Source organism: Tundrisphaera lichenicola (assembly GCF_051175385.1).
GTDB classification, from domain to species: Bacteria; Planctomycetota; Planctomycetia; order Isosphaerales; family Isosphaeraceae; genus Tundrisphaera; species Tundrisphaera lichenicola.
Window position 1 is genome coordinate 477,826 of record NZ_CP195106.1, and the last position, 14,535, is coordinate 492,360.

13 protein-coding genes are annotated in these 14,535 nt (G+C 67.5%); 7 read left to right on the forward strand and 6 right to left on the reverse strand.

Translation table 11 applies throughout. The features are described from left to right. Window positions 1–139: 139 nt before the first annotated feature. From P12x_RS01910 to P12x_RS01920, 3 genes are all read left to right on the forward strand, one after another. Window positions 140–1,858 (forward strand): L-lactate permease, encoded by a 1,719-nt coding sequence (locus tag P12x_RS01910; RefSeq protein ID WP_435009132.1) that lies wholly within the window; start codon window positions 140–142, stop codon window positions 1,856–1,858. Window positions 1,859–1,972: 114 nt separating this feature from the next. Then, the gene (locus P12x_RS01915) at window positions 1,973–2,848 is read left to right on the forward strand and encodes a hypothetical protein (RefSeq protein ID WP_435009133.1); all 876 of its coding nucleotides are present in this window, start codon (window positions 1,973–1,975) and stop codon (window positions 2,846–2,848) included. A gap of 175 nt (window positions 2,849–3,023) precedes the next feature. Beyond that, window positions 3,024–4,133, forward strand: coding sequence for an HD domain-containing protein (locus P12x_RS01920; RefSeq protein WP_435009134.1), 1,110 nt, complete (start codon window positions 3,024–3,026; stop codon window positions 4,131–4,133). Window positions 4,134–4,158: 25 nt separating this feature from the next. Here P12x_RS01920 and P12x_RS01925 read toward each other — a convergent pair whose 3' ends face one another. Beyond that, window positions 4,159–6,012, reverse strand: a complete 1,854-nt coding sequence (locus tag P12x_RS01925; protein ID WP_435009136.1) for a hypothetical protein — start codon at window positions 6,010–6,012, stop codon at window positions 4,159–4,161. Between the two features lie 626 nt (window positions 6,013–6,638). Then, window positions 6,639–6,857, reverse strand: a complete 219-nt coding sequence (locus P12x_RS01930; protein WP_435009137.1) for a hypothetical protein — start codon at window positions 6,855–6,857, stop codon at window positions 6,639–6,641. Between the two features lie 317 nt (window positions 6,858–7,174). Between P12x_RS01930 and P12x_RS01935 the strand changes: the two genes are divergently transcribed. The 3 genes from P12x_RS01935 to P12x_RS01945 all read left to right on the forward strand — a co-directional run bounded on the left by P12x_RS01935 (window position 7,175) and on the right by P12x_RS01945 (window position 9,344). After that, window positions 7,175–7,666, forward strand: coding sequence for a YfcE family phosphodiesterase (locus P12x_RS01935; protein WP_435009138.1), 492 nt, complete (start codon window positions 7,175–7,177; stop codon window positions 7,664–7,666). Between the two features lie 72 nt (window positions 7,667–7,738). Beyond that, entirely contained in the window at window positions 7,739–9,058 is a 1,320-nt protein-coding gene (locus P12x_RS01940; RefSeq protein ID WP_435009140.1) for a putative sugar nucleotidyl transferase, read from the forward strand. A gap of 1 nt (window position 9,059) precedes the next feature. Further along, window positions 9,060–9,344, forward strand: a complete 285-nt coding sequence (locus tag P12x_RS01945) for a hypothetical protein (protein ID WP_435009141.1) — start codon at window positions 9,060–9,062, stop codon at window positions 9,342–9,344. A 49-nt stretch (window positions 9,345–9,393) separates the two neighbouring features. Here the strand turns inward: P12x_RS01945 and P12x_RS01950 are convergent, their stop codons facing one another. Continuing rightward, entirely contained in the window at window positions 9,394–9,891 is a 498-nt protein-coding gene (locus tag P12x_RS01950; protein WP_435009142.1) for a YbjN domain-containing protein, read from the reverse strand. Between the two features lie 157 nt (window positions 9,892–10,048). Here P12x_RS01950 and P12x_RS01955 point away from each other — a divergent pair, with 157 nt between their 5' ends. Further along, complete coding sequence (locus P12x_RS01955; RefSeq protein ID WP_435009143.1) at window positions 10,049–11,116, forward strand: DMT family transporter; 1,068 nt, start codon at window positions 10,049–10,051, stop codon at window positions 11,114–11,116. A gap of 55 nt (window positions 11,117–11,171) precedes the next feature. On the opposite strand, the gene P12x_RS01960 is transcribed toward P12x_RS01955, so the two are convergent. The 3 genes from P12x_RS01960 to P12x_RS01970 all read right to left on the reverse strand — a co-directional run bounded on the left by P12x_RS01960 (window position 11,172) and on the right by P12x_RS01970 (window position 14,155). Beyond that, window positions 11,172–11,612, reverse strand: a complete 441-nt coding sequence (locus P12x_RS01960) for a sirohydrochlorin chelatase (protein WP_435009144.1) — start codon at window positions 11,610–11,612, stop codon at window positions 11,172–11,174. Window positions 11,613–11,691: 79 nt separating this feature from the next. Further along, window positions 11,692–13,275 carry an ABC transporter substrate-binding protein gene (locus P12x_RS01965; protein ID WP_435009145.1) on the reverse strand — a complete coding sequence of 528 codons (1,584 nt, stop codon included), beginning with the start codon at window positions 13,273–13,275 and terminating at the stop codon, window positions 11,692–11,694. 196 nt (window positions 13,276–13,471) lie between these two features. Continuing rightward, the gene (locus tag P12x_RS01970) at window positions 13,472–14,155 is read right to left on the reverse strand and encodes a hypothetical protein (RefSeq protein ID WP_435009146.1); all 684 of its coding nucleotides are present in this window, start codon (window positions 14,153–14,155) and stop codon (window positions 13,472–13,474) included. Window positions 14,156–14,535 lie beyond the last annotated feature (380 nt).

Genomic DNA, 14,535 nt, shown 5'->3' on the forward strand with positions numbered 1-14,535 from the left:
CGGATCGACGGTCTTCCCCAGGTGGCCAGATCTCGGGAGGTCCCCCCGAGCATCGTTAGGTCGGTTCGGATAGGATCGCGGGGAAGCCGAGACCACCTTGGATCTCCCTCTTCTCTCCCCCGCCTGGAGACGCGACGTCGTGTGGACCCAGAATTACGACCCGATGGGAAGCTGGCCGCTTTCCACCCTGGTGGCGGCGGTGCCGGTCCTGGTCCTTTTGGGTCTGCTGGCCTCCGGGCGGGCCTCGGCGTGGGGGGCGGCGCTGGCGGGCTTGCTGGCGGCGATCGGGGCGGCGGTCGGGGTCTTCGGGATGCCGATCGGGATGGCACTGGCGGCCAGCGGTCATGGGGTGGTCTTCGCGGCGTTCCGGATCGTCTGGCTGATCGTGGCGGCGGTGTTTCTTTATGACCTCGCGGTGGCGACCGGCCAGTTCGACGTGATGAAGGCCTCCATCGCGCGGCTCTCGGGAGATCGGCGGATCCAGGCGGTCCTGGTGGCGTTCGCGTTCGGGGCGTTCCTGGAGGGAGCGGCCGGTTTTGGCGCCCCGGTGGCGATCTCGGCGGCGTTCCTGGTGGGTTTGGGGTTCAAGCCGTTCCAGGCGGCCTTGCTCTGCCTGATCGCCAACACCGCGCCGGTGGCCTGGGGGGCGATCGGCACGCCGATCCGGACCCTGGCCGGGGTGACCGGCCTGGACGTGGAAGCCCTGAGCGCGACCTCGGGGCGGATCTTGCCGCCCTTGTCGTTGATCCTCCCGTTCTGGCTGGTCCGGTCGATGGTCCCCTGGCGCGAGACGTTCGCGGTCTGGCCGGTCCTGCTGGCCGTCGGAGGGGCGTTCGCCGGGACGCAGTTCGCCTGGTCGAACTTCGTGGGCTACGAGCTGGTCGACCTCGTCTCGGCCGTGGCCAGCCTGGGGGCGGGCGTGATCGTCCTGAAGTTCTGGCGACCGGAGGAGGAGTGGCGGTTCGCGGACGACAAGCCGGTCGCCGTCGATTCCTCGGGGCTGGCCGACGTCATCGACGCCGAAGTTGGGCTCGCCAAGTCCGACGTGCCCCTGACGACGGCGAGGGTCGCGCGGGCCTGGATGCCCTTCGTCTTGCTGTCGGTGACGGTCCTGCTCTGGGGCGTCCCGTCGATCAAGGGGGAGATGGACGCCCGAGCGTCCTGGAAGTGGGAGATCCCCGGCCTCCACCAGCAGATCGCCCGGGGCGACGCGGTCACCGGCCACGCCGAGCCGACCGAGAAGGACGTCGAGAAGGCCGTCGCCGACATCGTGCCCGTTTCCTCGACGGGCACGGCGGTCTTCCTCGCGGCGGTGATCTCCGGGTTCCTCCTGGGCGTCGGCCCGCTCCGACAGGCCCAGATGCTGGGGGCGACGGTCCTCCGCCTGATCCCGGCCATCGGCGCGATCCTGGGGATGCTCGCGCTGGGGTTCGTGACCAAGGCGTCGGGGATGGACGTGGTCCTCGGGCTGGCCTTCACCCGGACCGGCCCGGCGCTGTATCCCATCTTCGGCACGCTCCTGGGCTGGCTGGGCGTGGCCCTGACCGGATCGGACACGTCGAGCAACGTCCTCTTCGGCAACCTCCAGCGAGTGACGGCCGAGAAACTGGGGCTCTCGCCGATCCTGATGGCCTCGGCCAACACCACGGGCGGCGTGATGGGCAAGATGATCGACGCCCAGTCGATCGTGGTCGCCGCCGCCGCCACCGGCGAGGACGGCAAGGAAGGCGAGATCCTCCGCGCCGTGATCTTCCACAGCATCGCCCTGGCCCTGATGGTCGGGGCGATCGTCTGGGTCTACGCCCACCTCCTGCCGGGGATGGTCGCCGCCCCGATGCCGACCCTGGTATCGCCCTGAGATCCGCGGCGGGGATGAATCGAGTGGGACGTTTCCCGAGTTTGTTGCTTAAGGAATTAGGAGACGGTATCCTGACGCTTCGCGACCCCTGACCCCGCGCGGGAGCGTCTGGCCATGCTCGGACTATTGCGCCGCCACCTTCGAATGGGCATCGGCGGGTTGATGCTCGCGATCCTCCTGCTTGGGCTCTTGCTGGGGCATTGGGTCAACCGCGCGAAGGAACAGGCCCGCGCGGTGGCGGCCGTCAAGGCGTCGGGCGGCTGGGTGCGTTTCGCCGACGAGTTCGCGATGGGGCCGGTGAACGTCCCTCCGGGCAACGCCTTGTGGAAGCCGGGTTGGGGCAAGCTCGTCCCGAACAAGGGGCCTATCTTGCCCGATCGGCTCCGGCGATGGATCGGCGACGAGTATTTCCGCGAGGTCGTCCACGTCAGCACCTTCGTCGACCTCCAGAAGCTCTCGGCCTCCGCGCCCGGCCTGAACCGGCCTCCGCTGGACGACATGCTTCGAGCACTCGAAAATCAGCGAGGCATCCGAACCCTCCAGCTCGGGGGAGACACCTTGACCGGGAAGGGCCTGGCCTCGGTGGCGAAATTGACGGACCTCCGCGAGCTGTTCCTCTGGTGGGCCGGCGGGGTCGACGATGCCGGGGTCGCCCGGATCGGCCACCTGCCACGGCTCCGCGTGCTCGATATCAGCCTCTCGCCGATCACCGACGAGGGCGTGGGCCATCTTGCCGACCTCCCCGCGCTGGAGGAATTGAGCCTCCAGGGCAAGAAATTCACGGATCGGAGCCTGAAGCACCTGGCGCGGGCGAAGCGACTCAAGTTGCTTTTCCTGAGGTCGGACACCTCGGAGTTCACCGATGTGGGTCTGGAGCACCTCGCGGGCCTGAAAGATCTCCAGCAACTCGGCCTGCAAGGGGCGAGCCTCACCAAGGAGGGTCGGGAGAAGCTGGTGAAGGCCATCCCGGGCCTGCTGATCCTGCCGTGAAGATCGGTCCTTGAGGAAGCCCGTGCTCGACTTGACTGCTCTCTCCCCCGATGCTAGCCTCGGGTGAGGGAAGATCTCCCTCGATGCTCAAGGGCCACGCGGACTTCTCCGCCGAGCCGAGCGTCACCCGCCCCGCGCCGCCTTGATGGGCTGATAAACGGCGCACCATCTCCTCATGGCCGACGAACGCATCCGGCGGCAGATCGCCTTCCTGGCCGCGCAGCTCATGTACCATCGGACCGAGTCCGAGTACTTCACCGCCAAACGCAAGGCCGCCAAGCAGCTCGGGCTCGAATATCGATTCCGGCCCGGCGACCTCCCCTCGAACGCCGAGATCCGCGACCAGATCCAGGCGATGGCGCGGATCCACGAGGGGCCGAAACGTCTCGAACACCTGCTCGACATGCGGATCGAGGCGCTCCGCCTGATGCGCAAGCTGGCCCGGTTCCGCCCCCGATTGATCGGGAGCGTCTGGACCGGGCACGTCCGGCACGGGTCCGACATCGACATCCACATCTTCTCGGATAGCCAGTCGATCGTCACCGACACCCTCGACGACTACGCCCTGCCTTACGAGGTCCAGAAGAAACGGATCGTCAAGTACGGGGAAGAACGGATCTTCACCCATATCCACATCGACGACCGATTCCCCTACGAGCTGACCTTGTACCCCGAGGACAAGGTCCACTACGTCTTCAAGAGTTCGATCACCGGCCAGGCGATCGAGCGGGCCTCGATCGCCGAGCTGGAGGCCGCGTTGCAGGCCGAGGATCCCGAGATCGACCTCGACTTCGAGGTCGAGCGGTTCGAGGATCACATCGATCGCTTCGAACTCTATCGGATGCTCCTCCAGCCGCTCGAAGGGGTGAAGCAGAGCCCGAAATATCACCCCGAGGGGGACGCGCTCTACCACAGCCTCCAGGTCTTCGAACTGGCCCGCGAGGAGCGGAGTTACGACGAGGAATTCCTCCTCGCCGCCCTGTTGCACGACGTCGGCAAGGCGATCGACCCTTCGGACCATGTCCTGGCCGGTCTCCAGGCGCTGGAGGGGACGATCACCGAGCGGACCGAGACGCTGATCGCGTTCCACATGGACGCCCACGCCTACCGGAACGGGACGCTCGGGGCTCGGGCCAGGGTCCGACTCCAGCAGTCCGAGGAGTTCGAGGACCTGATGCTCCTCCGCGAGCTGGATTCTCGGGGGAGGCAACCGGGGGCCATCGTCTGCGAGCTGGCCGAAGCCCTCGGGTTCATCCGGAAGCTGGCCGACGAGTCGGACGACTGACGCCCGGATCGCCCGGCCGGACCATTCATCGGATCAGCCGGGGTGCCTCGATCGCGACGAGTCCCGGCTCGTGGAAGTAGACGCGGAGCCTCCGGACGTGGCCTTTCCGCCAGTGGGGGAGGCGGTCGAGGGGGACGGCCCAGTCCTGGCCGGGGCCGGGGCGCCACCAGGCGCTCCGGTTGGGCGACCATCGGCCGTCGACATCGGCCCACCAGAATTCGACGTCGCGGGTCGCCCGGACGTCCGAGACGGCGAGGGCTCGGGCGTCATCGGCCTCCGCTCCCAGGCGGTATTCGAGGTAGGCGGGCCAGCCCGCCGACTCGAAGTGTCCGGGTCCGGACGGACGGAGCCTCGATTGGGCCACGAGTCGGGCGACCGACGGGGGCCGGCCCTCATGGTCCGAGGGGGGTGGTATTCGATGGGCCGAAGCATCCATCCCCCCGGAAAGCGCCTCGCGGTCGGCATCCGAGAGCGAGGCCAGGAGCCGGTCCACTTCGATCGTGGGCCGGCCATGGATCGCGACCGAAGGCGAGAGCATCTCCAGCGCGTTGCCATCGGAGGGGACCCAGGTCGGGCGGATCGGGTCGAGGGCCTTGAGGATCTGATCTCGCGTGATCCCGCGAGACCGGCAGGCGGCCTCGAGCCGGTCGAGCGCCGCGATGGTCGGGGGCTGCTCGGGGAATCGGAAGAACCTCAGGTGTTCTTTCACCTGCGGGAGGTGGGCCCAGAGCATCACCAGGGCCAGGGCGTTGACCCCGGCCATCATCGCGACGGGCCGACCGTCGAATCGACGGAGCCCGGCACGGATCGCCGGGGTGATCAGCAGGACCAGGCCCAGTTGCGGGAACAGGTGATAGCGCTGGACGATGATCACCCGTCGGGGATCGGGGAGCGTCCGGACCCCGTAGGTCGCCGCGTATCCTCCCACGATCAGCGCGAGCCCTCCCAGGATCAGGCCGCGATGGCTCCGGCTCACGATCGCCCAGGCCAGCAGGCCGAGCATCAGGATCGCGCAGAGGGACAGCTCGATCGAGTCGGGAAAGATCGGGTCGAGGTTCCGGATCCCCACGAGCCCGGGCAGGAGGATGTCGACCGGCGCCCGGCCGATGTTCCAGATCGCGGTGGAGACTCCCACCGATTGCCTCAGGCCGGTGGCCAGGACATCCCGGTAGCGGAAGCATTCGCAGAGGGCCAGATAGGCGATCGTGCCCGAGATCGGGACCAGAGCGCCGAGCATCCTCCGGTGTCGACCGGCCCGATCGTCGAGGACCATCCGGAGCGCCGCCAGGGGACCGGCCAGGAGGCCGATCGCGCAGAAGGCCGGGGCCGCGAAGGTCCCGAGGGCCGAGACGAACAGCCATCGGGCCAGTCGTCGGCGGTCCGGCGCACGGCAAGACTCCAGGGCGCCGAGCCAGGCGAGCAAGGTCGCCGCCGAAGCCCAGGTGAAACTGCTGGCCGAGTACCAGTTGACGACCTCGCCGTCGGCCGAGGCCAGGGCCATGACGGCGACCGCCGCCAGGGAGGTCGAGGCCGACCCAAGCTCCCGACGGATCACTCGCCCGAGCAGGCCCAAGGTCGCCGCGAACGGGACGAACGAGGCGAGCACCAGGGCCATCGGGGCGTTCGCGATCCGCCGCCCCGCCAGGCTCCAGGCAGTCCAGGTCACGGCCTCGAAAAGCGGGGCCATGTGCTCGTTGAACGGGCGGAACAGGAGAGAGCCCAGCGGGCGGGTCTGGAGCTGGACCAGCCGGACCACGTCGTCGGCATAGAGCGTGGGATTCCGGAGCCGGAGCCAGCAAGGATAGAAGACCAGTGCCCCGAAAGCGACCACCATCGCGAACAGCAAACCCGGGGGAGTCCGGCGAAGGTCGGTGGTCATGGGCTCCCTGACGATGATTCGTGACGGGAAAGGAGGGATGATTGTCGTTTGAAATTACCCTACAGATCGACCGCCCGGCCCTATTCCTTGATCGATGGATGATCAGTCAAGACCAAAAAATGTGTGCTTGGCAAGATCGGCCCGTCCCGATCTTGTCACGGGGGAAGCCTCATCGGGCTCCCTCGAAAGCTTGCGGCTTGGGTTCGTTTTTCCCAGAGCGAAACCCTGGTTGAATCAGGGTTTGGGGCTCGTCGAGGCCGGGATTTGCGGCCGGCTTTCACGCCCTGTTGGGTTCGTTTTTCCCCGGAGCGAGGCGTCCGATTCTCGATGCGTTGGGTTCGTCTTTTCCGCGACCGAGCTGGTTTGGCGAGGGTTCGATGTTGGGGAGGGTGTGCCGGAGTTTGGGTTCGTTTTTCCCGGGACGATCACGACCGGTCGGGGTGGCCTTCGAAAAGCCGGACGCCCCGGCGATCCCGGATGGGGTCGACGGGGCGCCGGGATCTGGTTAGCGGTACGGCCTCTGGTTTCGAGGGGCCCGGTCGAGGGGCAGGCCGAAGGAAACGAGGGCCGGTAGAACGGGGCGGTGGGGCCTTCGGTGTCTCAGGACGAGGTCCTGGCCCGACCGCTCAGCTCTGGCTTCGGCCATGGGTGAATTGGTTCTCCGTGTAGCCCATCCGGCCTTCGGCGGCCTCGGGTGCCTCGGAGGACTCGCCTCGGTGGATTTCCGGGGCCTCGGACGTCGGGTCGCCGCAATCGGGGGCCTCGGCGTTTCCGGGGCGGTAGCCGGACGGGATGGAATCCATCACCGAAGGGATGGGCTGATCGAATCGAATGGCGGCGGACATGGGAAACCTCCCCGCGCGACGCGGGTTAAACCGGGGAGGAAGTCCGGGGGTCCGGGGTGCGGACCTGGCGGGGACTCCCTCCCGCGACCGACCGTTACCTCTCGGCCGATCGCCCGGTCGCCCCTCTCAGGAGCAACCGTTGTCATTCCAGGGAGACCCTGCCGACGCCCCGGTGATCGGGTCGCGAGCCGGAGGGGCGGTCCCTCGAATAATCTTTTACAACTCTATCCTACGTGCAATAGACGGGCCAGTCGTTTTTGTTTCGATCTTTCCTTTAGGATGGTTCGAGGCGATCCGAGTTCGAGGAAAGAAGCGTCATGAAGGTCGGGATTCTATCGGACACGCATGACGAGGTGGAGCGGACCTCGCGGGCTGTCGCGGAGCTGGTCGGTGCCGGCGCGGAGGCCCTGATCCACTGCGGCGACTTGACCGTGCCCGCGGTGGTCCTGGAATGCGGCGGCCTGCCGAGCTATTACGTCTTCGGCAACAACGACTACCAGCAGGAACCGCTCCGGCGGGCGATGGACCTGGTGGGCGGGCTCTGCCTGGACTGGGGGGGCGAGATCGTCCTCGGGGGGCGGCGGATCGCGGTCACCCACGGCGACTCGAACCTCGAGATCCGTCGCCTGACCCTGGCCGATCCCGACTACTTCCTGTTCGGCCATTCTCATCAGGCGGCCGACGAGCGGAGGGGGGCGACCCGCTGGATCAATCCGGGGGCCCTCTCCCGCGCCAGGCCGAAGACGGTGGCCTTGCTCGACCTTCAAACCGATGTCCTGGAATTCCTCACGATCGCCGATCGCCCATGATCGGTCGGCCCTGAACTGAGGCATGAGGCCAACCCCGGAGTCGGCCGGGATGCCCGAGAGGAGGGAGCTTCGATGCGACTCTGCCTGGTCGAGGATAACGCGGTCGCGGCCCTGGAACCCCTGACGCTGACCCGGCCGAGCTTCGACCTCCTGCTCGGGTCGAGCCCGCTCGGCTCCAAGATCGCTCGGGCGTTCGGGATCGGTCCCGGCCCGGCCCGCCGAGGGGTGTTGGTCCGGCCTTACCTGGCGGCCGTCCAGGCCGCTCGCGACCCGCACTCGCTGGTGAATGATCGCGACTGGCTGGCCCGAGGACCCGTGGTCGTGGCCAATGCTCGATGGGTGCCCCCGATCGGGTTCGATGGGGCGGGGGAATGCGGGGGCGGTCCCTGGGTCGGGACCTGCGAGGGGAATCCCGCCTTCGCCTGGGTCGGCCCGGAGGATGCCTCGGGCCTGCAACCGGGCTGGGTCGACGGCTGGTTCGAAGACGTGGCCGCCCGGCTCGACTGTCGGGAGGTCGGCGGCGAGTGGATCGCGCATCCCTGGGACCTCGTCGCCAGGAATGCCGACCACTTGGCCCGCGACTTCGGGGCCGGGGGCGTCTCGGCCGTGACCAACCGCCACCTGGCCAGCGCGGCGATCGTCGGCCCTTCCAATCGGCTCGCGATCCACGAGTCGGTCCGGGTCGATCCGTACACCGTCTTCGACACGACCAGCGGCCCGATCACGATCGCCGCCGGGGCGTGGATCCAGCCGTTCACCCGGGTCGAGGGGCCGTGCTTCATCGGCCGGGAAACCCAACTCTTTCGGGCCAACATCCGAGGGGGGACCACCATCGGCCCGAATTGCCGGATCGGCGGCGAGGTCGAGGCCTCGATCGTCCACGGCCACTCCAACAAGTACCACGAGGGGTTCCTGGGCCACGCCTACGTCGGCGAGTGGGTGAACCTGGGCGCGATCACCTCAAACAGCGACCTCCGGAACGATTACGGCGAGGTCCACGTCCCGATCTCGGGCGATCCCGTCGCGACGGGCCAGGCCAAGGTCGGCTGCTTCGTCGGCGACCACACCCGGACCGGCCTCGGGAGCATGCTCAACACCGGCACCGCCATCGGCGTGATGTGCAACGTCCTGCCCGCCGGGCTCCTGCTGCCCAAGCACATCCCCTCGTTCACCTCGGTGATGTACGGCCGGGTTGCCCCCGGCTTCCCGCTCGAACAGCTGTTCGCCACCGCCGAGATCGTCATGGGACGTCGGGGCAAGACTTTCATCGAGGCCGAGCGCCAGCTCTATCTCGACCTCCACCAGCAGACCCGACTGGAACGAGAGCGGGCCTTCCAGAAGGCCAACGACCGCCGGGGCGACACCTGGCCGGTGATGGCGGCTCGACGCTGAGATGGCCGACATCAAGAGCCCCCGGCTGCTCTACCTCAAGGGAGGGCTGCTGCTGGCCGTGGGGCTGATCGCATCGGCGTTGCTGGTCGCGGAGCATCCGACGGCGAAGGTCGCGCTGCTCCTGGCGATCGCGGTCTGGGGGTTCGCTCGGGCCTACTATTTCGCCTTCTACGTCATCGAGCATTACGTCGACGGGTCTTACCGATTCGCCGGCCTGATCGACTTCATCCGATACGCGATGGGTCGGAGGGGGGCTTCGGACCATTCCCATCGACCGGGGCCTTAGATGAGGCCGGAGCGGTCGAAGTTCGTCCCACTTGCCTTCGACCTCTCGATCAGCCCTCATCCGGCAAGGCGTCGGGCTCGGCATCGTCGCCCAGGGCGTGCATGGCGTCCTGACGTTCGAGCCATCTCCAGAAGCCGAAGCAGGCGGAGAAGAAGGTGCTGGTCATCTGGTTGATCAGCTCTTGATGGGCCCCGGCCTCGAAGCTGGTCCATTGCTCGCAGATGACCCGGCCGGAGGTCGAGGCGTTGAGGTCGTCGACCTCAAGATAGACCTTGGGGAGCTTATAGAGGGCGTTCCACTCGTTGCAGAGGCGGATCATCCGGTCCCAGTCGGTCCGGGCGACTCGCTTCATGGTGTCGCCCCGGAGGCAATATTGCTCGTGCTCGTCGCCGGAGGCCACGAGCATGAACCGGGGGTGGCCGAGGACATCCTCGTCGTAGCCGAACTCGACGACGAAGTCGCCGTCCCGGTCTCGGAGGTACTGGAGCTCGCTATCGTCCAGGAAGGCCTGGATCATCGCGTGTCCGAAGGTCTCCACGATTCCCATGCTTCGACTCCCTCCGGCGGTGGATGACCAACCCTCGCGATGTGCCCCCTCATTGGAGCCCCCGACCCGGCCGAGTGCAAGGGTTCGGCCCCGCCGAATTGGCGGGTTGAAGGAAGCCCCGAACCATTTCGCTTGCCGAGGGTCCTAGGATGGTGGAATGATGCGGCCCTCGGTCGTGGGGTCGCGTCGGTTCGGCGGAATTGTTCGGGAAGGTGGTCGGGTCGTCATGTCGGACGGTGATGGTAGTAGTTGTCGGTCGGGTCCGGCCGGGGCGATGGGCCTCCGGGCCTTCGGATGCCTGGCCTTGATGGTGTTGATCGGTTCGAGCACTGCGCCCGCGGCCAAGATCGCGGTCCGCGAGATCCCGGTGGGCCTGATCCCGCTGGTCCGATTCGGGGTGGCGGGGCTCTGCCTCTGGCCGATCGTGGGCCGGGGTGGGGCCTTGAAACGGATGATCCGGCAGGACGGCTGGAGGCTCCTGGCGGCGGCTGCTCTCTGCGTGCCGATCAACCAGGCCTTCTTCCTGAGCGGGGCGAAGCTGGCCCCGGCCGCCCACATCGGGATGATCTACGCGGCCTGCCCCCTGGTGGTCCTCGGACTGGCGGCCCTCCTGGGTCAGGAACGGCTGGCCCCGGAGCGGATCCTTGGCGTGGCCGCCAGCGTGGCTGGCGTGGCCCTGATCGCCCTGCAAAACATCTGGCAGACCGACGCCTCGGGCCGGGATGTCCTCCGAGGGGATCTGCTCGAAGTCGGCGCGGTCCTGGCCTGGGGGGCTTACCTGACCGTCAACAAGCCGCTGATCGCCCGCCACGGGGCGTTGCCGGTCCTGGCCGGGACGTTCCTGGTGGGCTCGGCGCTGGACCTCCCGATCGTGTTCGCCACGATGCCGGGCTGGCCTCCGCTGTCGACCGTCTCCACCGGGGCCTGGGTCGGCCTGGCTTATCTGGCCCTGGTGGTCAGCATCGCCGGCCTGGCGTTCCAGAACCTGTCGATGCGGAGCCTCGACGCCAGCCAGGTGGCCACCTTCGGCAACGTCGCCCCGCTCCTGACCATCTTCTGGGGATTCTTGCTCTTCGGCGAGCGGATCTCGACGATGGCCGCCGTCGGCGGGACGCTGGTGATGGTCGGAATCCTCTGGTCGAGCCGGCCAGCCCGGAAGCCCAGGGTAGGAGTTCCCACGTTGCCCGTCGGACCGAGCGTGGTCCCCGTTGGTGGGGCATCTTGACCCTCACCCAGCCTTCGGCCGCCCTCTCCCAAAAGGAGAGGGCTAGCCAGAGGGATCAATGGTCGCCGATCGGCGAATAAAGCTCGGCCATCTCGCCGCTCGGGGCGAACCGCGGGGCTCGCTCGCCGCTGTCGAGCTGGCGGGCCCGCTCGGCCACGAGTCGTTCCAGGAGCGGGTCGGGGCCGAGCGGCGGCCCGAGCCGGAACTCGACCGAGGGGTGGCGGCTCGCCAACTCGTCCCGGGCGGCGGTGAGGTCTCGGATCAGGTGGACCCCGGCCGAGAGGAAGTATGGGACCATCAGGATCCGGGTCGCTCCTCGCTCGACGCATCGGTCGCCCGCGACGGGGATCTCGGGCTGGGCCAGTTCGAGGAAGGCGGGCTCGACGATCCGGTATTCCCCTTGCTCGGCGATCCGGGCGACGATCCGGTGCAAGTCCTCGTTGGCGGGGGCGTGGCGGCTCCCATGCGCGATCAGCAGGACGGCGGTCTCGGGCATCTCGCGGCCTCGGGTCCTCGGTTCGGTCTTCACGGGCGCATTGTAAGCCGAGGACGGGCTTCGTCAAACGGCTCCGGGATCATCGGGCGGGGGGCGTGGGGGGAGTGACCAGGCCGTTGAGGCTCCGCCGGTGGTGCCAGGTCTGGCGAGCCTGGCCGAGGCCCTTGGTCCGCTCGGACCAGGCCTTCGCGAGCCCTTCGAGGGCCTGTTCGGCCGGCTCCCCCTCGACGGCGGCGACCCGGGCCTTGGTCAGATCGGCCAGATAGCCGGGGGCGTCCGGGACCCGGAGTCCGGGGAAGACTCTCACGGCGTTCATGGTCTTGCTGACCGCATCAGCCCACCCTCGGGCCTCGACACCGGGGGCCGAGCGTGGGTTGGCCAACCCCTGGTTTAATTGCGAGGACCGGACCGCGAGCATCGGGAATCCCCGCTCGGCCCGGAGGCGATTGGTCGAGTCGGGACCGGCCAGGTATCGCGCGAAGTCGACCGCCGCGGGTTGCTTCGCACTGGCCGCGACGACCCCGACCAGCCAGCCACCGCCGTGAGGGAGATAGGTCGGGCGGCTGATCGGCTGGGGTTTCGTCCAGGTGTTGCTGGAGAAGTCGAACAGGCGATCGGAGCCGGGCAGGGGGGCCACCCCGACCGCCGAGCCTTCGGTGCTCCAGGTCGCCGCCCGCTCGGCCCGATCGATCAAAAACGCGGCCTCGCCCGACCGAAACGCCTGACGGGCCGCGTCGGCATCGAACTTCCCGGCCTCGGGCGGCCCGAAATCCTTCAGGGCCACGATCGATCGGAGAGACTCGATGAAGGGGGACGAGGTGACTCGAGGCTCGGTGGTCTCGGAGCTGAGCAGGAACGAGAACTGGTCGGGGTGGAGCGACATCGAGGCCACCCGAGCCAGATAGGTGGAGTCGCCGACTCCTTCAGGATCGGCCCCCCAGGCGAGCGCGACCCCGGCCTCGGGCGAGCCGTCGCCGTCCCAGTCTCGACCGTGGAAGAATCGGGCCAGGGCGTCGAACTGCTCCCAGGTTTTGGGCGGCTCCAGGGCCAGCCCGGCGGCCTTGGCCGCTTCGAGGGAGGCCGGATCTTCGAAGGCCTTCCGATGATAGGCCAGGACCAGCGCCGAGCCGCCGATCGGCAGGGCCACGCGGTCGGGCCCGTATCGGGTGACGAGGTCGCGGTAGGCGATCGCGATATCCTTGTACTGGAAGGTATCCGGCGGCGGCTCCGGGGCGGGCTCTCCCCCTTCTGCGGTCGGCTCGGGGGGGAGGATCTCGGAATCGGGCAGGATGGCCAGGGCCTTGATGTCGACGAGTTCGCCCATCCGGTCGCCGGGGAAGACGAGGATGTCGACGTCTCCGGGCGCCTTCGGGTCGACCGGCTCGTCTCGGATCGAGAGCTCGGCCCCGGTCTGGGCCATCCACTCCCCTTGTTGGGCCTTGACCGAGGGGAGGATGGCCGGGTCGCCCACCACGCCCACGACCAACCGGGTCCCCGCGAACGGCCGGGCGGGCGCGTTCTCGGTCGACTTCGGGCCTTCGCACCCGACCGAGGCCAGGGCGACGGCCAGGAGCAGGGAGCATGCCCGAGGGTGGCCTGGAAATCCGGGGAGGATGTGGCGGCCGGACCTCTCGGACACAGTGACGCTTCGGACCCGCATCATCTCCCCATCCTTCGATCCAGGTTATCGGGACGACCGACCGGGCTCCATGTTACGGTACGCCCGAGCCTCGGGTCAAACCGATGGGGATGGCCCGGGCGGCCCTTCGAAATGCTCGGCGGGGCGGTCCGCCGTTTGACAGGCGAACCGCCCCGCGGGGTGCTCATCAAGGGTGCAGGAGTCGCACTCGGCCGGTCGATCAGATGTCGATCCCGAGGCGATAGCGAAGTTCCTCGAACTGGTCGCGGTAGACGTCGTCGGTCGAGTGGAGGTGTTCGGCCTCGGAGATGAACTTGAGGGTGTCGTCCCGCTTCAGGCCGGCGTCGATGAGGATTTCCTCGAATGGCTCGAGGTCGTGGGCATAGACGAAGAGGAGCTTGTGCTCGTCGAACTGCACTTCCATGGGGCCGTTGGGGTTGAGTGCGGCCAGGCCGGTGCAGCCGTCGTTCAGCAGGAGCGATTCATAATCGTAGAGGGTGCTCTTGAGGATGACCGTGTCCATGTGCTCGCGATAGAGGTCGGCGTGGACGCCGGGCTCGCTCTCGTGGCTGGACTCCATCACCACGTCGACTTCCTCGCCCAGGGGGGTGAGCAGGTCGATGAGGACCTCGAAGAGGCGTTCCGACGAGACCGAAGCGGCCAGGACGGGCATGGAATTGCCGGTCTCGGGGTCGCGGTAGACGTCGCGGCGATACCCTTCCCGAGGGATCACTTCGAGGCCATAAGACGGCCGTATGGCGTCGGTCAGCGTGAAACCGCCATAGCGACCGACCCGTAAATGGGCATCCAGCTGGTCCTGGTTAAGGTCATCGAAACTAGTCCGGGGCATACGGGTTGTATTAGTACGCAACACCCGCTCCAGGAAGCGTTGGATAAAGCTCATGGGAAGGCATCCCCCTCCTAACGTCGGTCTACTATCGGTGTTTCGAATAATTCGGATCCTCGGTCACCGCGCCGAACGCCTCCGGGGATCATTGTCCCCAGACCCAGCCATCCCGGGGATTCGTCCGACACCGCGCCCAAGGGAGTCGAAACCCACCCCGGGGACGGTCGCCTTTCCATGGGCACCGCTTCAATGCCGTTCCTCGTATATATACCACGCGTGGAGTCGAAAATCGCCAAGGAGCTAAATCGGAGTGAAGTGATTACAGGAAGCGAACCGAATCGAACACGACGCGATAAAAACACTCCTTTGAACATTCGAGACGGCCCGGTTTGCGTCTTTCGTCGAAAGTAACGTGAAGCAAACCGGATGCCATTGGA